This window comes from Thermodesulfobacteriota bacterium (assembly GCA_025062045.1).
Taxonomy (GTDB): domain Bacteria; phylum Desulfobacterota; class Syntrophorhabdia; order Syntrophorhabdales; family JANXAF01; genus JANXAF01.
Genome location: JANXAF010000003.1, coordinates 127,108 through 143,759, shown reverse-complemented (window position 1 = coordinate 143,759; position 16,652 = coordinate 127,108). Strand labels below are relative to the sequence as shown.

At 43.0% G+C, this 16,652-nt stretch carries 17 protein-coding genes; 7 read left to right on the top strand and 10 right to left on the bottom strand.

From position 1 onward, the window contains the following. Nucleotides 1-4: 4 nt before the first annotated feature. The 6 genes from NZ583_03555 (at nucleotide 5) to NZ583_03530 (ending at nucleotide 5,353) form a co-directional block, all read left to right on the top strand. A complete protein-coding gene (locus NZ583_03555) occupies nucleotides 5-955 on the top strand; it encodes a hypothetical protein (protein MCS7280690.1) in 951 nt (316 codons plus the stop codon). Further along, entirely contained in the window at nucleotides 948-1,748 is an 801-nt protein-coding gene (locus NZ583_03550; protein ID MCS7280689.1) for a site-2 protease family protein, read from the top strand. Before NZ583_03555 ends, NZ583_03550 begins: the two co-directional genes overlap by 8 nt. A 68-nt stretch (nucleotides 1,749-1,816) precedes the next feature. Then, nucleotides 1,817-2,020 (top strand): MoaD/ThiS family protein, encoded by a 204-nt coding sequence (locus tag NZ583_03545; GenBank protein ID MCS7280688.1) that lies wholly within the window; start codon nucleotides 1,817-1,819, stop codon nucleotides 2,018-2,020. Nucleotides 2,021-2,046: 26 nt separating this feature from the next. Further along, on the top strand, nucleotides 2,047-2,952 hold the full coding sequence (locus NZ583_03540) for a TIGR00269 family protein (GenBank protein ID MCS7280687.1): 906 nt from the start codon (nucleotides 2,047-2,049) through the stop codon (nucleotides 2,950-2,952). Beyond that, nucleotides 2,949-4,316, top strand: coding sequence for a GAF domain-containing protein (locus NZ583_03535; GenBank protein ID MCS7280686.1), 1,368 nt, complete (start codon nucleotides 2,949-2,951; stop codon nucleotides 4,314-4,316). Before NZ583_03540 ends, NZ583_03535 begins: the two co-directional genes overlap by 4 nt. Before the next feature lie 11 nt (nucleotides 4,317-4,327). Next, on the top strand, nucleotides 4,328-5,353 hold the full coding sequence (locus NZ583_03530) for a rod shape-determining protein (protein MCS7280685.1): 1,026 nt from the start codon (nucleotides 4,328-4,330) through the stop codon (nucleotides 5,351-5,353). On the opposite strand, the gene larA is transcribed toward NZ583_03530, so the two are convergent. From larA to NZ583_03490, 8 genes are read right to left on the bottom strand one after another with little or no spacing between them, the layout of a single operon-like run. Then, nucleotides 5,343-6,638, bottom strand: a complete 1,296-nt coding sequence (gene larA / locus NZ583_03525; GenBank protein MCS7280684.1) for a nickel-dependent lactate racemase — start codon at nucleotides 6,636-6,638, stop codon at nucleotides 5,343-5,345. The two genes, NZ583_03530 and larA, sit on opposite strands and share 11 nt — an antisense overlap. 7 nt (nucleotides 6,639-6,645) lie before the next feature. Continuing rightward, the gene (locus NZ583_03520) at nucleotides 6,646-7,302 is read right to left on the bottom strand and encodes a GntR family transcriptional regulator (GenBank protein ID MCS7280683.1); all 657 of its coding nucleotides are present in this window, start codon (nucleotides 7,300-7,302) and stop codon (nucleotides 6,646-6,648) included. After that, nucleotides 7,283-8,161 (bottom strand): thiamine pyrophosphate-dependent enzyme, encoded by an 879-nt coding sequence (locus tag NZ583_03515; protein ID MCS7280682.1) that lies wholly within the window; start codon nucleotides 8,159-8,161, stop codon nucleotides 7,283-7,285. Before NZ583_03515 ends, NZ583_03520 begins: the two co-directional genes overlap by 20 nt. Then, complete coding sequence (gene porA / locus NZ583_03510) at nucleotides 8,137-9,294, bottom strand: pyruvate ferredoxin oxidoreductase (protein ID MCS7280681.1); 1,158 nt, start codon at nucleotides 9,292-9,294, stop codon at nucleotides 8,137-8,139. Before porA ends, NZ583_03515 begins: the two co-directional genes overlap by 25 nt. Next, nucleotides 9,272-10,993, bottom strand: a complete 1,722-nt coding sequence (locus tag NZ583_03505) for an FAD-dependent oxidoreductase (protein MCS7280680.1) — start codon at nucleotides 10,991-10,993, stop codon at nucleotides 9,272-9,274. The genes porA and NZ583_03505 overlap by 23 nt, the downstream gene beginning before the upstream one ends. Next, nucleotides 10,971-11,501, bottom strand: coding sequence for a 2-oxoacid:acceptor oxidoreductase family protein (locus NZ583_03500; GenBank protein ID MCS7280679.1), 531 nt, complete (start codon nucleotides 11,499-11,501; stop codon nucleotides 10,971-10,973). Before NZ583_03500 ends, NZ583_03505 begins: the two co-directional genes overlap by 23 nt. A 35-nt stretch (nucleotides 11,502-11,536) precedes the next feature. Further along, nucleotides 11,537-12,574 (bottom strand): radical SAM protein, encoded by a 1,038-nt coding sequence (locus tag NZ583_03495; GenBank protein ID MCS7280678.1) that lies wholly within the window; start codon nucleotides 12,572-12,574, stop codon nucleotides 11,537-11,539. A 2-nt stretch (nucleotides 12,575-12,576) separates the two neighbouring features. Further along, nucleotides 12,577-13,302 (bottom strand): DUF1460 domain-containing protein, encoded by a 726-nt coding sequence (locus NZ583_03490; GenBank protein MCS7280677.1) that lies wholly within the window; start codon nucleotides 13,300-13,302, stop codon nucleotides 12,577-12,579. A gap of 21 nt (nucleotides 13,303-13,323) precedes the next feature. Between NZ583_03490 and NZ583_03485 the strand changes: the two genes are divergently transcribed. After that, a complete protein-coding gene (locus tag NZ583_03485; GenBank protein ID MCS7280676.1) occupies nucleotides 13,324-14,382 on the top strand; it encodes a DUF763 domain-containing protein in 1,059 nt (352 codons plus the stop codon). A gap of 10 nt (nucleotides 14,383-14,392) precedes the next feature. On the opposite strand, the gene NZ583_03480 is transcribed toward NZ583_03485, so the two are convergent. Both NZ583_03480 and ahcY read right to left on the bottom strand, forming a co-directional pair. Continuing rightward, entirely contained in the window at nucleotides 14,393-15,310 is a 918-nt protein-coding gene (locus NZ583_03480) for a PfkB family carbohydrate kinase (protein MCS7280675.1), read from the bottom strand. Next, nucleotides 15,310-16,635 (bottom strand): adenosylhomocysteinase, encoded by a 1,326-nt coding sequence (ahcY, locus tag NZ583_03475; GenBank protein MCS7280674.1) that lies wholly within the window; start codon nucleotides 16,633-16,635, stop codon nucleotides 15,310-15,312. The genes NZ583_03480 and ahcY overlap by 1 nt, the downstream gene beginning before the upstream one ends. Nucleotides 16,636-16,652: the final 17 nt, after the last annotated feature.

The window sequence follows — 16,652 nt, the reverse complement described above, 5'->3', positions numbered from 1 at the left end:
CGTCGTGGCCGGTATTCTAATCAGATCGGTTCAGAAAGGTGAACTAGTATCAGACATTCGTGAGACGGCAAGAAGATTACACCATTTTCCTAAGGTCCTTGTTGCAGAAAGAGAGGAGATAAAAAATGCGATAATGAAAATCTATTCTTCATTGTTCCCTGAAGAAAACTTGATTTTAGTCCTTGTCGATCCTCAAAGAGACACGTTAAAGGTTCTAAAGGATCAGATTGACGAGGTAAGCAAAAAGATCTGGGTCGTTATATACGAGGTAAAAGAGGACGATAGGACAATCTCAAAGAGGGCTGATGAAACGGAGAGAGATTTGAAAAAAAGTGTGCTTTCATTTCTGAAGAAACACCAAAAGACCATGACAGATAAGGCTTTCTTACTCTTTACTAGGCGAGTGGGAAATTCGGACTTTCTAGAGGCTGAGCTTATGAAGCTTGTAAACTATGTAGGCGAGAGAACGGAGATCAAATCGAAGGACGTTGAAAGGATCGTCACGTCTTCCGACGAAGCCGACGTATCCCGCCTCTTCGATGCTATAAAAGGTGGGGATCGAAAAGAGGCTACAAAAGTACTTAACGGCCTTCTTGATAGGGGCCTTGCCCCTTTGATCGTAAGTTCATATTTATCACGCATACTTAGGCTCCTTTTACAGGCAAAGGACTTCTCCCATCTTTTAGACCCTTACAATTCGGAAAGTTCATTTATGAGAAAGTTCTACGGTATAAAGCAGACGTACCCTGTTCCTTCGGAAGACAAAAAAAATTACTTTTTAAGTCTAAACCCAAGGCATGCAATGAATATTGCTGCTTTTGCTAGTAGAGTGTCGCTTATTCGGCTCAAAGACCTTTTGAGGTCGCTTGGTACATACGATCTAAAGTTAAAAACGGGAACTAAGTTTGAAAGAACGCTACTCGAATTGATCCTTCTTAGGGGCTTCGATGTTTAAGCTCATCCTCTTTATACTTACCGTTCTATCCACCACACTCGTTGGAGGTCCGCAGTACAGCTTTGCCATAATGACTATCCTTCTTGCCCATGAGATGGGCCATTACTTTATGAGCAAAAGATACGGGATTCCTGCGAGTCTCCCCTATTTCATCCCCTTTCCTCTTTCTCCATTTGGAACGTTTGGCGCCATAATAAAAATGAAAGGAATAATAATAAACAAAAAAGCCCTTTTCGATATCGGCGTTGCGGGTCCTATAATGAGTTTTATTTTTTCCTTACCATTTACTGTAATCGGAATGAAACTCTCGAACGTACAGAAGATTCCAGAGGGACCAGGATTTATAAGGCTTGGAGATCCCTACCTCTTCAAGATAGTGCAAAGGATCCTCTTTGGCGAGCTTCCCTCCGGCTACGATATAGTGCTTCACCCTTTTGGATACGCCGGATGGGTAGGTCTATTTGTAACAGCCTTAAATCTTCTCCCTGTTGGTCAGCTGGATGGCGGTCACGTAATTTATGCTATCTTCGGTCCGAGCTCGAGGGTAATCTATTTTGGTACGATGGTATTTATGATTCTTCTTTCGGTTTTTTACAATCCCGGATGGCTAGCTTTAGTTTTGCTTCTTATGATTTTTGGAATGAGGCATCCTGAGCCGTACGATATGGAAACGGAGTTAGACAGAAAGAGAAAGTTTCTTGCAATTTTAATCTTTTTCATTTTCGCCCTCTCTTTTACTCCATCACCTTTTCCGGAGTTCAACGTATTCGACGAGATCAAAAAAGGGTTATAAAAAACAAGATTGAAAAGAGGCTTTTTTTAGCAATCTTGCTATAAGGCCCTTGAAAATTAAGGCTTTATATGTTATCAATTCTCATGCCTTGTGATTTCGAGGGAAAGAGAATCGATATCGATGAGCCTACTACGGTAAAAAGATTACTTGAGAGGCTTTCCCTCAATCCCGAAAGTTTTCTCGTCCTTGTAAATGGAAGGCTTGCCACAGAGGAAGAAGTCGTAAAAAATAGTGACATTGTAAAAATTGTCAAGGTGGTTTCTGGCGGTTGAGATGCAGGTTCTGTAACAGTAAGGCTGTGATAAAAATAAGGGCCTATAACACAGCCTTCTGTTCTGACCACTTCTTGTCGTTTGTGGAAAGAAGGGCAAAAGAAACTATTCGAACCTTTGCCTTGCTAAAAGAGGGGGAGTCGGTTCTCGTCGCTGTCTCTGGTGGGAAAGACAGTCTTTCGCTCTGGCACATTTTAAAAAATCTCGGCTATAAATCGGATGGGCTTTACATTCATTTGGGCATAGACAGATACTCTGATATCTCTTTGGAGAAGGCTGTCAATTTCGCAAAAAAAATAGGTGGAAAGCTTTTCGTTGTCCGTCTAAAAGAGATATTCGAAAAAGGTATCAGAGAATTATCCCATACTATGAGGAGAAAGAGCTGCTCTGCATGTGGAACCATCAAAAGGTACATAATGAACAGGGTTGCCCTCGAAGAAAAATATGACTCTCTGGCAACGGGGCACAATCTAGACGACGAAGCTTCTTCTCTTTTGGGAAACCTCTTATACTGGAAGGAACCCTACCTTTGGAAGAAAAATATAGCTTTGGAAGCTGAAAAAGACCGCCTTTCAAGGAAAATAAAACCTTTCTTTCTCTTATCCGAGAGAGAAATAGCCGCGTATGCTTTACTAAACGGCATAGATTATGTACAAGATGAGTGTCCTTACTCGGTAGGTGCTAAGACCCTTCTATACAAAGAGATCTTAAATAGAATAGAGAATGAGTCTCCCGGAACAAAGCTTAATTTTGTTAAAGGTTATCTCAAAAGGGTCGAGAAAGAGACTGAAGATTGCAAAGAGAAGCCTTCGAACTATTGCAGATTGTGCAATTATCCATCCGTCGGTGAAAAATGTGCATTTTGCTCGCTCCTTCAAAAGATAAACCCAGATGGTGTTTTTAAATACGAAAAGTTGGATTTCAGTCTATGAAAAGGCTTGACAGTCTTTGCAGGCTTATCTTCAATATCTACGAGGCACACACAGTCGCCATTTACAAAAGAGAAAGTAACGCACTTAGATGTCTTTCTTTCTATACACTTTCCACAAACTTCACAAAATGGAAAACCCTCTCTTTGGACGAAAGCTTGGCGGGATGGGTCTTAAGGCATAAAGAACCTCTCATAATAGCCAATTTTTCAACTGAGACCGGAGCTCTCGGCTACTACGAGAAAGATGAGGAGATAAAGTCTTTTATGGCCTATCCTATAGGAGAAGTAGGGGTTATATGTCTTGACAGTAAAAAGAAGTATTCCTTCACGGATAAGGAGAAAAAAAATTTAGCCGGATTCATTCCCCTTATAATCGAGGAGATAGAGGAGGAGGATAAAGGTTCGGAACTGGAAGAAAAGATAAACGAACTTAACACAAAGAAGTTTATATTCTCTATGTTCAGAGATCTACTTTCTAAAAAGCTAACCATTCGAGATTTACTCTTCGAAGCACTTAGACTTTCTGGTGGTGATACGTGCTTTGTTGGGTTGGAAAAGGGAAGAAAACTCGAAATAAAGGACGCGGTTGGAATTGGAGCAACCGAGTATAACGGCAGAATCTCTCCCATTGGGGAAAGCATAGCCTCAAGCGTCATAGAGGGAGGGGGTGAACTCCTTCTTCCCTTCGACACTGGGTATTTCAAGGAGAAACCTCTAATTTTTGAAGGTGAAGTCTTTCGAGCCCGACAATTTTTCGGTTTTCCTCTTCTTGTCGAAGACATCGTCTTTGGCGTCTTAGGATTCGCAACAAGTAAAAATAGACCGCTCTTTGAGAGTTCCATTACCACTTTGAGGGACATCTCTACAATGCTTTCAATGTACTATTCGGCATTATGGACAAAGGAGTACCTTGAGAAATTAAAAGAGGCAGATCCCGTGACGGGTGCTTTGCAGTTTAATTACTTTTTGCGTATTGCCGAAGAGCTTATAAAAAAACCGATAAAATTTGCTCTTCTTAAGGTTGCGTTACTGAATATCCGGACGTTTAACCGTGAAAGGGGCATAGACTTTACCGAAGAAGTCTTGAGAAAGGCCTACCATCTAATAGTGAATATTTCAGGAGGGACCTCTTTTGTGGCAAGGAAGAGCGGGGGGAAATTCTACCTAATTTTTCCGAGGAAGGACCCATCGAGTGTGAAAAATACGGCAAAGATAATCGATTATACTATTTTTAAGGCCATCTACGAATGTTACAACGGAAAAACCAAGTTCGAAAGAAAAGAGGAGGCTGTTCAGTCAAGACTAGTTTTTTTTCCGGAAGATGGTGTAGAATTAGCCTCGCTTCTTGAAAAACTCGGAGAATAAGGGGGCGGATAATGGGATTCCTTGATAGAATATCGAGGTTTTTTTCATCGCATCTGGCAATGGATCTGGGAACTGCCAATACTCTCATATACATGAGGGGAGAAGGCATTGTACTTAATGAACCATCCGTTGTGGCGATAGACAACAACCTAGGCAGGGTTATAGCCGTTGGAAGACAGGCAAAGGAATATATCGGCAGAACGCCTCCCAATATAAGTGCCATAAGGCCCCTAAAGGACGGGGTTATTGCCGACTTCGATGTGGCAAGGGCAATGATAAAGTACTTTCTTGAAAAGGTCAGGAAGGAAAGAAAGGTATCTAGACCAAAGATGGTCGTAGGGGTGCCATCCGGAATAACGCAGGTGGAAAAAAAGGCGGTGATAGACGCCTGTCTACAGGTGGGTGTCAAAAATATCTATCTTATAGAAGAACCGATGGCAGCGGCAATCGGTTCTGAGATGCCGATTGAGCTTCCAAGGGGCAACATGGTTGTCGATATAGGCGGGGGAACCACAGAGGTAGCCATAATAAGTCTATCTGCCGTCGCTTTCAGTGAGTCTTTAAGGGTTGCTGGGGATGAACTCGATGAGTCCATAGTGAGGTACTTGCAAAAAAAACATCAGATCTCCATAGGTCTCATAGCCGCTGAAAAAATTAAAATAGAACACGCATCTCTTTATCCTTCATCCGATGAGTACGTAACAATCGTCGGGAAGGACATTTTGACAGGAACACCAAAGAGTGTCAAAATATCGAAAAAAGAACTGGCGGAGGCCGTGGAGGAACCTGTCGCTGCGATAGTTGAGGCGATAAAGAGAACACTTGAGAAGCTTCCTCCTGATTTCGTTTCGGATCTTAATGAGTCCGGGATGGTCTTGACAGGAGGTGGTGCCCTCTTAAAAGGTCTAAGGGAAAGAATTGAGCTTGAAACTGGGATTTCTGTGCGAATGGCGGAAGATCCACTGACATCGGTAGTTATAGGTGCGGGTAAAACATTGGAAGATATGGAAAGGTATAAAAGGGTCTTTATAAATTGACAACCCTCGGTAGGATGCTACCCCCAGAAGGTATGACATAAACGTTGGCGTCCTTTCTGATCATGCTTTGTGCCAAATCTATCGCCTCATCCATCGATCTTGCGTAGCGAAATCCCATTCTTCTCACATCTTCCTCCCCAAGACCTTCCGTTACATGTATGACTTTGTACCTTTCAGCTATCTCTTTAAAATGGACAATCTGCATTACGTACGATACCCCCAGATGCTTTAGATTTTCCGGAATCCCCTCACAAATGAATCGTTTATGATACTCGGAGGCGGAGTGTGGTTTTTTCATCTCCTCCAAAAGAGGACCTATGGAACCTGCCTTTCTGTGCGGTGCAACCCACACAATTACGCCACCCCTTTTTGTCACATACTGGGCAAAAAGAAGGGCCTTTGTTGCCTGAACACCCACTTCCAGCGGATGGGCCGATGTGATTGTGACGTCTGAAAGACCATCTACCAAAGTTTCATGCACCCGAGCGGAGTATCGAGAAGCGGAAACATGCTCAAAGTAAGGATGGCCAGCAAAAGCTTTAAGGAGTCTTCCAGCCTCGTCAAGGACCACGTCTATTTTGAAGGTTAGACCGGCCATCTCTCCTATATCTTTGATCTCTTCGTAAAAAGGGTTCCCCCGAAGAAGGCTCACGGTACTTTTTCTATTCCTCAGAAAGGTCATGTGGTGCCTTTCTGTGGTCTCATACGAGACAACCCCTGGCATGATTATCTTATATCCCCCTCCAAACCCTGCGGATGGGTGGGGCATACAACTACCAACACCGACTATAAGATCGGACTCATGTACTATTTTACTAATCTCTACTGGCGTACCCCGTCTTGTCCTTCCAATAAAGACGTGTTCCCCGAATGGGTCATGGGAGAATATCCTACCTTTAAACCTTTCATAGAGAGACTCACCCACTCTCCTTTTTAGCTCTTCATCGGTAAGGACTGGATGGGTTCCCACGGCACATACGAGTCTTATCCTCTCGTCTGGTATTCCTCCTCTGTTTAACCTATCGACAACAATCGGAATTATCTTATGGCACGGTGTGTTTCTTTGTGCGTCATCGAAAAGAATCGCAATTTCAGAAGAAAGCTTAGCCAATTCCTCAAGTCTTTTGGATTTGATCGGCTCATCTATGGCTCTTTTTATCTCCGATTCATCATCGAGACAGCTATCAAAAGATCTTTTTCCCTCCAAAACCTTCACATTCCAATTTGAGGGTAGAACAAATTGTAGCTTTTTATCCTCGTAATTTATATGGAAGACGTTCCCCATAAACCCCTCAAAAGGCGTATTTTAAAATATCCTCTCTCGATGTGTCTATGTGCTCCATTAGCGCCTTTTTTATTTGATCCTCAGAGCCTTCTTCTAATGCCATAAGTATTTTTTTATGTCCCTCTATTGCTCTTTCCACGTTCTCTCTGGCGTAAATACTCTCAATCCTATACATGAGCATATGGCGTCTTAAAGTGAGCGCAAGCTCTAGGATCCTTTCGCTACCGCTTATTTTCGCGATTGCTTCGTGAAATCTTGCATCGAGATCTATAAATGACCTTACATCACCGTCATTCAATCTCTTTTCAGAAAGCTCTATATTCTTTCTCAGCTCCCGGATGAGCTTCTCTCTATTCTTTTTCATTGCCCATAAAATCGCGAGTCCTTCGATAACTTTTCTTATCTCGCATATTTCGTAAACCTCTTCTTTGCTTAAAATTTTCACCGTATAGCCAACCCTGGAACGTGAAACTAAAAGCCCTTCGTGCTCTAAAGCGTGGAGTGCTTCCCTCACTGGGGTACGGGAAACACCTATCTCTTTCGCAATTCGTCCCTCATAAATCCGTTCGCCCTGCTTCAGTTCTCCTTTCAGTATCTTTTCCCTAAGGTATTTATAGACCTTTTTTCTTATCGACTCCGCTCTTTTAAGCGCAATTCTCCGCATTCCTTTTGGCTAGGTATAAAAGCCTTGCCCATTCCTTGTCGACATTTTTTTGGATTTCCTCTATCTCTTCTTCTTTTAGGTGGGAAAACCTTCCTTGAAGGGAAAGGTACTCTTTGACAGGTAGCCCCTTGGGCATCTTCGTTATCCTATAGATTTCGCCATCGTATACTTCGTAAAGTGGAAAGATCTTTGTCTCAAAGGCGAGCATGGAGACAATACCTGTTAGATCTTCTCTCATTCTCCAGCCGGTGGGACAAGGGGTAAGTATATGTATGAACCTTGTCCCTTTTTTCTTCTTCGCCCTTTTTACTTTTTCGATTAAATCTTCAGGATAGCCTATGGTTGCGGTCGCACAGTAAGGGATAGAATGCGCAACGATTATATCCATAAGCCTCTTTTTTCTTTCTTTTTTACCTTTGGGTGTGGTTACAGTCCAAGAACAAAATGGTGTTGAAGAACTTGCTTGGATCCCAGTATTCATGTAAGCCTCGTTATCGAGGCAGACGTATATGAAATCTTCGTTCCTTTCTGCCGCACCTGATAGAGATTGGAGACCTATGTCATAAGTACCCCCATCACCTGCGAAAGCCAAAACGGTTATATCATCCTCGCCTCTCACCTTTAGCGCCCTTGAGATTCCCGCTGCTGTCGGTGCGGCAATTACAAAGGCGGAATGGAATGCTGGTACTTTGAGAGCAGAAAAGGGATACGTGGCGCTTATCACTGCCTCACAGGAAGGAATTATAACTACTATGGTTCTTTCCCCAAGTGCCGAAAGAACAAGTTTCATCGCTATAGCAAGACCACATCCAGGACACGCGTAATGTCCCTGTCTTAGAAGGTCATCCCGTGTATCCATATCGGCTTCTCCGGGGCCTTATCTTCATTTATGACGTAAAGCGCTATTTTCTCTATCGTCTCTGGAGGCAAATCCTCGCCGCAAAGGCCTCCTATAAATCCGTATATCTTCGGTCTTTTTTCTAAATTGTACATGGCCCCTTTCAGTTCATCGCAGAATATGCCACCTTTGCCACATGACACATTTCTATCTATGACTAGGACTTTCTTTAGGTTTGCTAAATGTTTTATGACCTCGTCATACGGAAATGGCCTAAAGAGTTTTATCTTTAAAAGGCCTACTTTTATTCCTTTTTCCCTAAGATTCTTCTTAGCTATCCGTGCACATGAGACGAGAGCACCAGATGTAACTATACCTACATCCGCGTCCTCTAGATCATCAGCTTCAACCACACCGTATGATCTTCCGAATAATTTTCCAAATTCTTTATCTGCCTCTATAATTGTTTCCTTTGCTTTCATTGTATCGTCGAATTGTCTCTTTTTGAACTCAGAATAGTAATGCGAATCCACGACATTTTGGATAAAGGCAGGATTTTTCAAATCGAATCTGTTGGGTAAACTTTTTGGAGGAAGGTACTTATCAACGGCCTTCTCATCTGGAATGTCAACCGGTTCAATGAAATGGGATGTATAAAAACCGTCTATCGTGACCATAACTGGTAAAAAGACAGTCTCGGCGACTCTATACGCCATAATCACCGTGTCCAGTGCCTCTTGTCCATCCTCGCAGTAAAGCTGTATCCATCCGGTATCCCTCTGGGAAAGGGTATCTGTCTGGTCGCTGCCAAACGCCCATGGCGCTGAAACTACCCTGTTTACGCAGGCCATAACGATAGAAACTCTGTTACCTGAAGCAAAATGGAGCATCTCATGCATGAATGCGATTCCTTGGGATGAGCTTGCCGTAAAAACACGCACTCCTGTGAGAGAAGCTGAGATACAGGCAGCCATTGCAGAATGTTCCGATTCTGCCCTCATCATCTGTCCCTTTATTCTTCCATCCGAAACCATCTCCGCAATCTTTTCGTATATCGGTGTTTGGGGTGTTATGGGATAGGCGGCAATAAAATCGACCTTGCAAAGTCTTACAGCCTCTGCTATTGCGTGATTACCGGAAAGTAGCTCCACCATTTTTCTCCACCATTTCTATTACGTGGGAAGGACATGTCCTCACACATATTCCACATGACTTACAGTAATCTTCATTTACCTCATAAAGCCCTTCATCTTTTCTTTTTACCGAGACATCTGGACATAAATAAAAACAAAGATCACACTTCCTGCACTGCCCACAGGTGAGGCATCTACTCGCTTCCGATTTTGCATCCAGTTCCTCAAGGGTCCTAGATACCTCCCTGAAATCGACTATCCTCTCTTTTGGAGGCTCTTTCCAAATCTTTGCTTCCGGTTCTCTCTCTATAACCAGTGTATTGAGGTCGGAAAAGAAGACTACCTTTTTCACATTCTTTTTTTCCAGATCCAAATATTTTTTGAAAGAAACGGAGCCTTTTTGGCCCAAAGAAAGTTCTTCGGGAGGGATCTCTAACCCTTTTGCATCCATATCTATGGCTATGGCGGCTTTTTTTCCAGAGCTTAAGGCATCAGAAACAGAGGCTTTTTGTCCTGTCACGTCACCACCGGCGTAGATACCTTTTATCTTTGTCCTTCCCATTCTATCCGTAAGTATGAACCCCCTCCCTTCGATGAATCCGCTTTCAACTAATTTTTTTTCGGGCCTCTGCCCTATGCACACAATTACAGTATCTGCTTTCGCCTCTATAATGCCATCCTTTGGATTAAAGACTAAATCACCTGTCATTGGGTCCCTTCTTACTTCCGTTTCCCGAAAAATTACACTCTCAACCCCCTCTCTTCCCCTAAATGCAATGGGCACATATCCACCCTCAATCTCAATCCCTTCCTCTTTCGCTTCTTCAAAGTTTTCCTTTAAAGCTGGAAGCGAATCTACGGTTTCAGGGGCAAAGATTCGCACAGTGGCCTTAGGCCTAAGTCTCTTTACCGTTCGGGCTGCATCCATTGCCACATCGCCTCCGCCTATCACCACAACGTCCCACACCTCATCTTCTGCTATTGTCCGGTTCTTTAAAAATTCGAATCCGTAATGAATTCCCTTTTTTTCGGCCCCTTCCACATTTAGAGTCTTTGGCTCTCCAAGCCCCACGCCAAGAAAAACGTAGTCAAACTCACGAAGGAGTGAAAGGATTTCATTTCCCGAAATCTCTCTCTTTAGCTCTATTTTTGGATTCAGAGCCAAAAGCCTCGATATTTCTCGCTCTAAAACTTCCTTTGGCAACCTGTAGGGGGGTATACCCCATCTCAAAAGTCCTCCCAAATTTCTTTCTTTTTCAAAGATTGTAACTCTATGACCTAGCCTCAAAAGAAAATAGGCACAAGAAAGGCCTGCGGGGCCAGAGCCGACGATGGCAACTTTTTTCGAATTCTTACTTTCCGAGATAGGTATGTGAAATGAAATATGATCTCCTACGAATCGCTCGAGGGCCCTCACCAAGACCGATGAATCGAACTCTCTCCTATTGCAGCTCGTTTCACAGGGATGGTAACATACTCTCCCGCATACAGCAGGAAATGGGTTCTCGAAAAGGATGGTCTCTTTAGCCCGGACAAAATCGCCTTCTTTTACGAAGGAGACGAAAAGGGGTATGTCGGTCCCCAAAGGGCACGACTCCCTGCAGGGTCCGATCCCTTCCTGGTAGAGGGGTTTTAATTTTCCCCATAGACCGGTTTTTTGAATCTCAGTTGAGACTCTGGAGATGGGCATTAATTCTTCAAACGGGACTGGTCTCCTCATACGCTCTCCTCAAGGCAGTAACGTTCTCTTCCACTTTTGCCGGCACGTACTCTCTGACTGCCCTTTCAAGCTCTTCTATTTTGAGGTCCGGGTTTATCTTAGCGTAAGCTCCCAACATAGCAGTGTTTATGATTGGACCGAGACCACACTCGCGAGCTATCCTTTGCGCATCTATATAAGCAACCTTTATATCTTTTTTTAGCTCAACTGGAGCGGACGAATTTATAAGAACTATCCCTCCATCCTTTACGTTGGCTGTGATCGGCTCTTCAAGGAGAAGATCCTTGGCCATGATTATAAGATGGTCTGCTCTTTTTATCTCGCATTTTAAAAGGATTCGATTTGAATCTACCCTTAAAAAACTTTTTACCGGTGCGCCCCTTCTTTCGCCCCCAAATAGGGAGTAACACTGGGGATAAAAACCCCCTAAAAAGAACGCCTTAGCCAGTATCTGGGCGGCAACAACAGCTCCTTGACCGCCCCTGCCGATAAACTTTATTTCAATCACTAGTATACTGTACCCCAGATTAAAGAGACTGTCAATCAAGTTTGCGGAAAGAATGAGAGGCTCTCTAAAAAAACTTCGAGAATCTTTCCTTTCACTTCCGAGCCATCCTCACGTATTAGGACAAACTCCCAGCTATCTAAGGACGGGTCGGTTTTTTTTAAACTTATACCCAAGGTTTCTAAAGCTCTACGATTCTCTCCTTTATAACCGTAAAAATAGGCAATATTCTCCTCGTTTATAATCAAATCCGTCTTTCCGTTAATCCTATATTTCAGCATAGCCCCCTTTAAGGCCTCCCAGAAGATATAGCATTTTACTAGATAGCCAAAGGAAGGATGGTAAAAGCCGCCAACAGTATTTTTTCTTAGGGCTTCATTATCAGTAAGCCCTATCTTTAAGGTCATAATTCCGTTTATCGCAGCACTGGCATAAATGTAAGCAGTCCTTTTTTTTACTTCCTCAAAGTCTACAAGGTTTATCTTTCCATCAAAAAGCATCCTTTCCATAGGCGTTCCTTTTATGATTACTAAAGGATAGATCCTTATATATTCGGGTTTTAGCTCTAGTATCCTTTTTACGGTCTCTACTACGTGTATCCGAGTTTCATGGGGAAGGCCAACCATAACTTGGAGTGCCACTTTAAATCCGCTTTCCCTCAAGTATTTATACATGTCTTCCAAGTCCTTTACCGTGTGGTTTCTTTGGAGAAAGTTAAGGATCCCGTCATCGAAGATCGGAATGCCAAGTTCGAAGATTTCGACCTTGTAGGTCTGAAGAAGGTGTATAACGTCTAAAACTTCCCCTTCCGGTCTTACAGGTTTTGTGGATAATCGAATTCTCGATATCTTTTCAAGATAGGGATCGAAAAGTCTAAGGATGCTCTGTAGTTGTACCTTATCCATCCCCAAGATATTTCCACCATAAAGTCCAACTTCGAACGGGCCTTCCTTTCTTAAGGCTCGATCTATGTAGTCTTTTAGATTCTCATTTTTCAAATCCACTATGTAGCTTTGATCACAATAAATACACCTCGAATAGCACCCAAGGTTGGGAAGAAAAACTGGTACAAGCATTTCTACCTCGGTCTTAAAACGATTATCCCTTCCTTCTTCTCCACATAGTCCAAAAAGTCTTCATCCAATACGCACCCCTTTACTTTGGATGCGTGCCTGAGGTAGGTCTTAGGCCCTTTTTTTACGATTATTCCCACATGGGAACAGTCAAGCCCCGCCTTATGGGTGAAAAATCCTACGTAGTCACCCAGAAAAAGCTTCTCCGTTACTTCCTTGTCGATCATCTCTTTGGGTATGTAAAGGATCTCTCTTTCTTCTCTTTCAAGTCCGGGAATGATCCTCGAACCATTTTCAGATTCGTTGAGAATCTTTACAATCCTTTTAAAGCCCCCTTTTTTGAGAGACCCTGTGACCTCATCTAGGCCCGTGTTGTAGTATATCCAGTCCGTGAAGAAGTGCTTCCTGTCTTTAAACGTTATTTTTCCCTCTTTGTACCTTACTTTTTTGAGCCATTCGAAAAACTCTTCAAAATTTGAGGAGTGGCGTAAAGCTTCAACGTACTCTAAAAAAGTCATGCAGTCCATCCCTTCAAAATTGGCAACTAATACCTCATGCGAGTTCCAATCCGGTAAAGTCTTCTCCATATACGGGACACCGAGAAATATTTCTGAAACCTTCGCAATCTTTTCACCTACATTTGGAAAACCTCTTCTTAGCATATCCTCTATCGTCGGTAAAAGATTTCCGGGTCTAAAAAGAATCTCCATTATGTCTTGAAGAAAAGCCACACAAATTATAAAACATACTCTATGAGAAGGAAAGTTACGCTTTTGCCTCTTCACCATGGAAAGGCTCCTTCTTGGCTATTTGAGAGGATGGTGAAGTTTGCATGTAGTGTGATGGAGATCATCCTTTTTGAATACAACCCGCATGAGTTTTTGAAAAGAATTTCTGATCCTATCTGGTTTCAGGCTTTTGGCTCGGCTGCAGGATTCGATTGGCACAGTAGCGGCCTAACAACAACCGTTTGCGCTGCTATAAAGGAGGCAAGTTTGGTGCTTCCAGATCTACCTATCGCGATTTGTGGCGGGAAGGCAAAAAAGGCTCTCGAGACGCCAAAGGAGATAATCTTTTACGGAGAGAAATGGGGGATTGATGTGGATTCACTCATCGAAAAAAGTAGGCTTTGTGCAAAAATCGATAATGTTTTACTTCAGGATGGATATGATCTCTACCACCATACCTTCATATTCACAAAGGACGGTAGTTGGGCCGTAATTCAGCAGGGATTAAACGAGACTTCTCGAATGGCCCGTCGCTACCAGTGGCTGTCAAGTGAAAATCTGGATCTAGTCGCAGATCCGCACACCGGTATCACCTGTGACAAAACTCATACTGTACTTAACCTCGCAACAAAAGAGAGCAAAAAGGCTCAAGAGGCGATGCTCGACTTTGTAAGACAGGACCCTGATCTCATGATGAAAGATCTAAAAAAGATTACACTTTCTATGCCTGAAAGGCACTATATATCAAAAGACGATCTAGATATGGAGAGGCTTAAAAAGATCCTCACTCTTATACACGAGAACCAACCCGAATCTTACGTTGACCTCATAAAGATTTACGGAGTCGGTAAAAAGACAATCGCAGCTTTGTCCTTAGTCTCCGAGCTCATATACCAAAGCCCGCCGAGCTTTAAAGATCCTGCACGGTTCAGTTTTGCTCATGGCGGAAAAGACGGACATCCTTATCCCGTAAATAGAAAAGTTTACGACGAGACTATCGAATTTTTAAAATCCGCCATAGAGAAAGCAAAGTTGAAAGACAGGGAAAAGTTGGACGCAATGAGAAGACTTTCCATGTTCTAATTAGTGCTCATTAAAGCCTTAGATCTCCAAACTCAACACATTTTTTGAATTTCGAATACCTCTCTTTTATTTCTTTGTGGGTTAGCGAAACCATCCTTCTTGGACCAAAGTCCTCCACATTGAAGGAGGCCATAACGCAACCCATGATCACCGCCTGCTTTAAAGACTCGGTCGACACTTCACCCACATTCGATAAGTAACCTAAAACTCCACCTGCAAATGTGTCCCCGGCGCCTGTAGGATCGAAGACCTCTTCCAATGGATAGGCAGGACACAGAAAGATGTCTTCACCGTTTACCATTAAAACTCCGTACTCTCCCCTTTTTACAACCACTGTCTTCGGCCCCATTGACAAGATCTTTCTTGTCCCTTTGAGAAGGCTATACTCCATAGTTATCTGTCTTAGCTCTGCCTCATTGACAACTAGCATATCAACCCTCTCTATAACTTTAAGCAGAGCCTCTTTTTTTCTCTCTATCCAGAAATTCATTGTATCAAGCGCAATATATGCCATGGGGTTTTCTAGCTGATCGATAACAAAAGCTTGGAGTTCCGGATCTATGTTAGCAAGGAACACAAATTTCGCAGATCTGAAGGCCTCTGGAAGAACAGGCTTATAATTTTCTAGCACGTTCAATTCAGTCCCAAGAGTGAAAGCCACGTTAAGATCATACCCGTACATGCCCTGCCATCTGAACGTTTTTCCGTCCAAAATTTCGATCCCTCTTAAATCAACGTTTCTTTCCTCCAAGAACTTAATTTGACCCATATCGAAGTCTGCACCAACAGCGGCAACTATTCCACAATCAGAGAAAAAACTTGCCGAGCTAGCAAAGTGTAGTACCGACCCACCGATTATACCCTTTGCCTCTCCGAAAGGTGTCTTTATCGAGTCAAAGGCAATCGTACCTACCGCAATAAGATTGATTACGTTCCAAGTTCCCATGAGGAAAGGTATGATCGTTGCTCATTTGTAAGCCTATCTATCTTTATTCCGTACGATGAGAGCTTAAGGGCGGCCACTTCTTCATCTATCTCTTTTGGGACAGGATAAACTTTTCTTTGAAGCTTCTTTCCATTTTTCCAAATGAATTCGACACAAAGCGCTTGATTCGAAAAGCTCATGTCCATAACCTCTGAAGGATGGCCTTCCGCACATGCCAAGTTTATAAGCCTCCCCTCGGCCACAAGATATATCCGTCTTCCGTCCTTTAAAAGGTACTCTTCCAGAAAATTCCTTATCTTTCTCTTTTTTACCTTCATCTCCTCGAGGGCGGGTATGTCTATCTCTACGTTGAAATGTCCAGAATTTCCAACGATAACTCCGTCCTTCATCACTTCGAAATGCTCTTTTCGGATTACGTTTATATTGCCTGTCGTAGTAATAAAAATGTCTCCAATTCTTGCCGCCCGCCTCATCTCCATAACCTCGTACCCATCTAGGTGGGCTTCTAGTGCTCTTATTGGGTCAACCTCAGTTACAATTACATGGGCACCCATCCCCCTTGCCCTCATGGCTACGCCTTTTCCACACCATCCGTAACCAGAAACGACAACTTTCGAACCGGCAAGGAGTACATTCGTTGCCCTAAGTATACCATCTATTGTGCTTTGACCAGTACCGTACCTATTATCGAACATGTGCTTTGTGTAGGCATCGTTTACGGCAATCACAGGAAAGAGAAGTACACCGTTTTTTTCCATACTTTTTAACCTTATGACTCCAGTTGTGGTCTCTTCAGTTCCGCCAATAACACCTTCTACAAGCCTTTTTCTTTCTTCTTCGCTTATACTTTCGGCCCATTCTCTCACTTTTTTCGGAAGGACGTCGAACCTCTTCGTCGCAATCATATGTAAGGAGCTTACAAGATCAGCTCCATCATCCATGGTTATATTGGGAAAGAAGCTTAATGCTTTTGATATGTGGGTGTAGTACGTATCCTCATCTTCTCCCTTTATGGAAAAGACCGGGATTTCGAAATGCTTCACTATGGAGGCGGCAACTTCGTCCTGGGTACTCAACGGATTGGAGGCACAGAGTACCACTTCCGCACCTCCATCTTTCAAAGTCCTTAAAAGATTCGCAGTTTCTGTAGTTACGTGAAGACAACACGCTATTTTCACACCAAGAAGCGGTTTTTCTTTTTCAAACCTCTCTCTTATCCTTTTTAGGACCGGCATTCTTCTTTCGGCCCACTCTATCTTTTCCAATCCTTCATTGGCAAGTCCTATGTCCTTTATGTGGTAATCCATTATTCCCCCGTAAAGAC

Coding starts and splice junctions, on each gene's coding strand:
- NZ583_03550 (MCS7280689.1), top strand. CDS start 948: ATGTTTAAGCTCATCCTCTTTATACTTACCGTTCTATCCACCACACTC.
- NZ583_03545 (MCS7280688.1), top strand. CDS start 1,817: ATGTTATCAATTCTCATGCCTTGTGATTTCGAGGGAAAGAGAATCGAT.
- NZ583_03535 (MCS7280686.1), top strand. CDS start 2,949: ATGAAAAGGCTTGACAGTCTTTGCAGGCTTATCTTCAATATCTACGAG.
- NZ583_03530 (MCS7280685.1), top strand. CDS start 4,328: ATGGGATTCCTTGATAGAATATCGAGGTTTTTTTCATCGCATCTGGCA.
- larA (MCS7280684.1), bottom strand. CDS start 6,638: ATGGGGAACGTCTTCCATATAAATTACGAGGATAAAAAGCTACAATTT.
- NZ583_03520 (MCS7280683.1), bottom strand. CDS start 7,302: ATGCGGAGAATTGCGCTTAAAAGAGCGGAGTCGATAAGAAAAAAGGTC.
- NZ583_03515 (MCS7280682.1), bottom strand. CDS start 8,161: ATGGATACACGGGATGACCTTCTAAGACAGGGACATTACGCGTGTCCT.
- porA (MCS7280681.1), bottom strand. CDS start 9,294: ATGGTGGAGCTACTTTCCGGTAATCACGCAATAGCAGAGGCTGTAAGA.
- NZ583_03505 (MCS7280680.1), bottom strand. CDS start 10,993: ATGAGGAGACCAGTCCCGTTTGAAGAATTAATGCCCATCTCCAGAGTC.
- NZ583_03495 (MCS7280678.1), bottom strand. CDS start 12,574: ATGCTTGTACCAGTTTTTCTTCCCAACCTTGGGTGCTATTCGAGGTGT.
- NZ583_03485 (MCS7280676.1), top strand. CDS start 13,324: ATGAGAAGGAAAGTTACGCTTTTGCCTCTTCACCATGGAAAGGCTCCT.
- ahcY (MCS7280674.1), bottom strand. CDS start 16,635: ATGGATTACCACATAAAGGACATAGGACTTGCCAATGAAGGATTGGAA.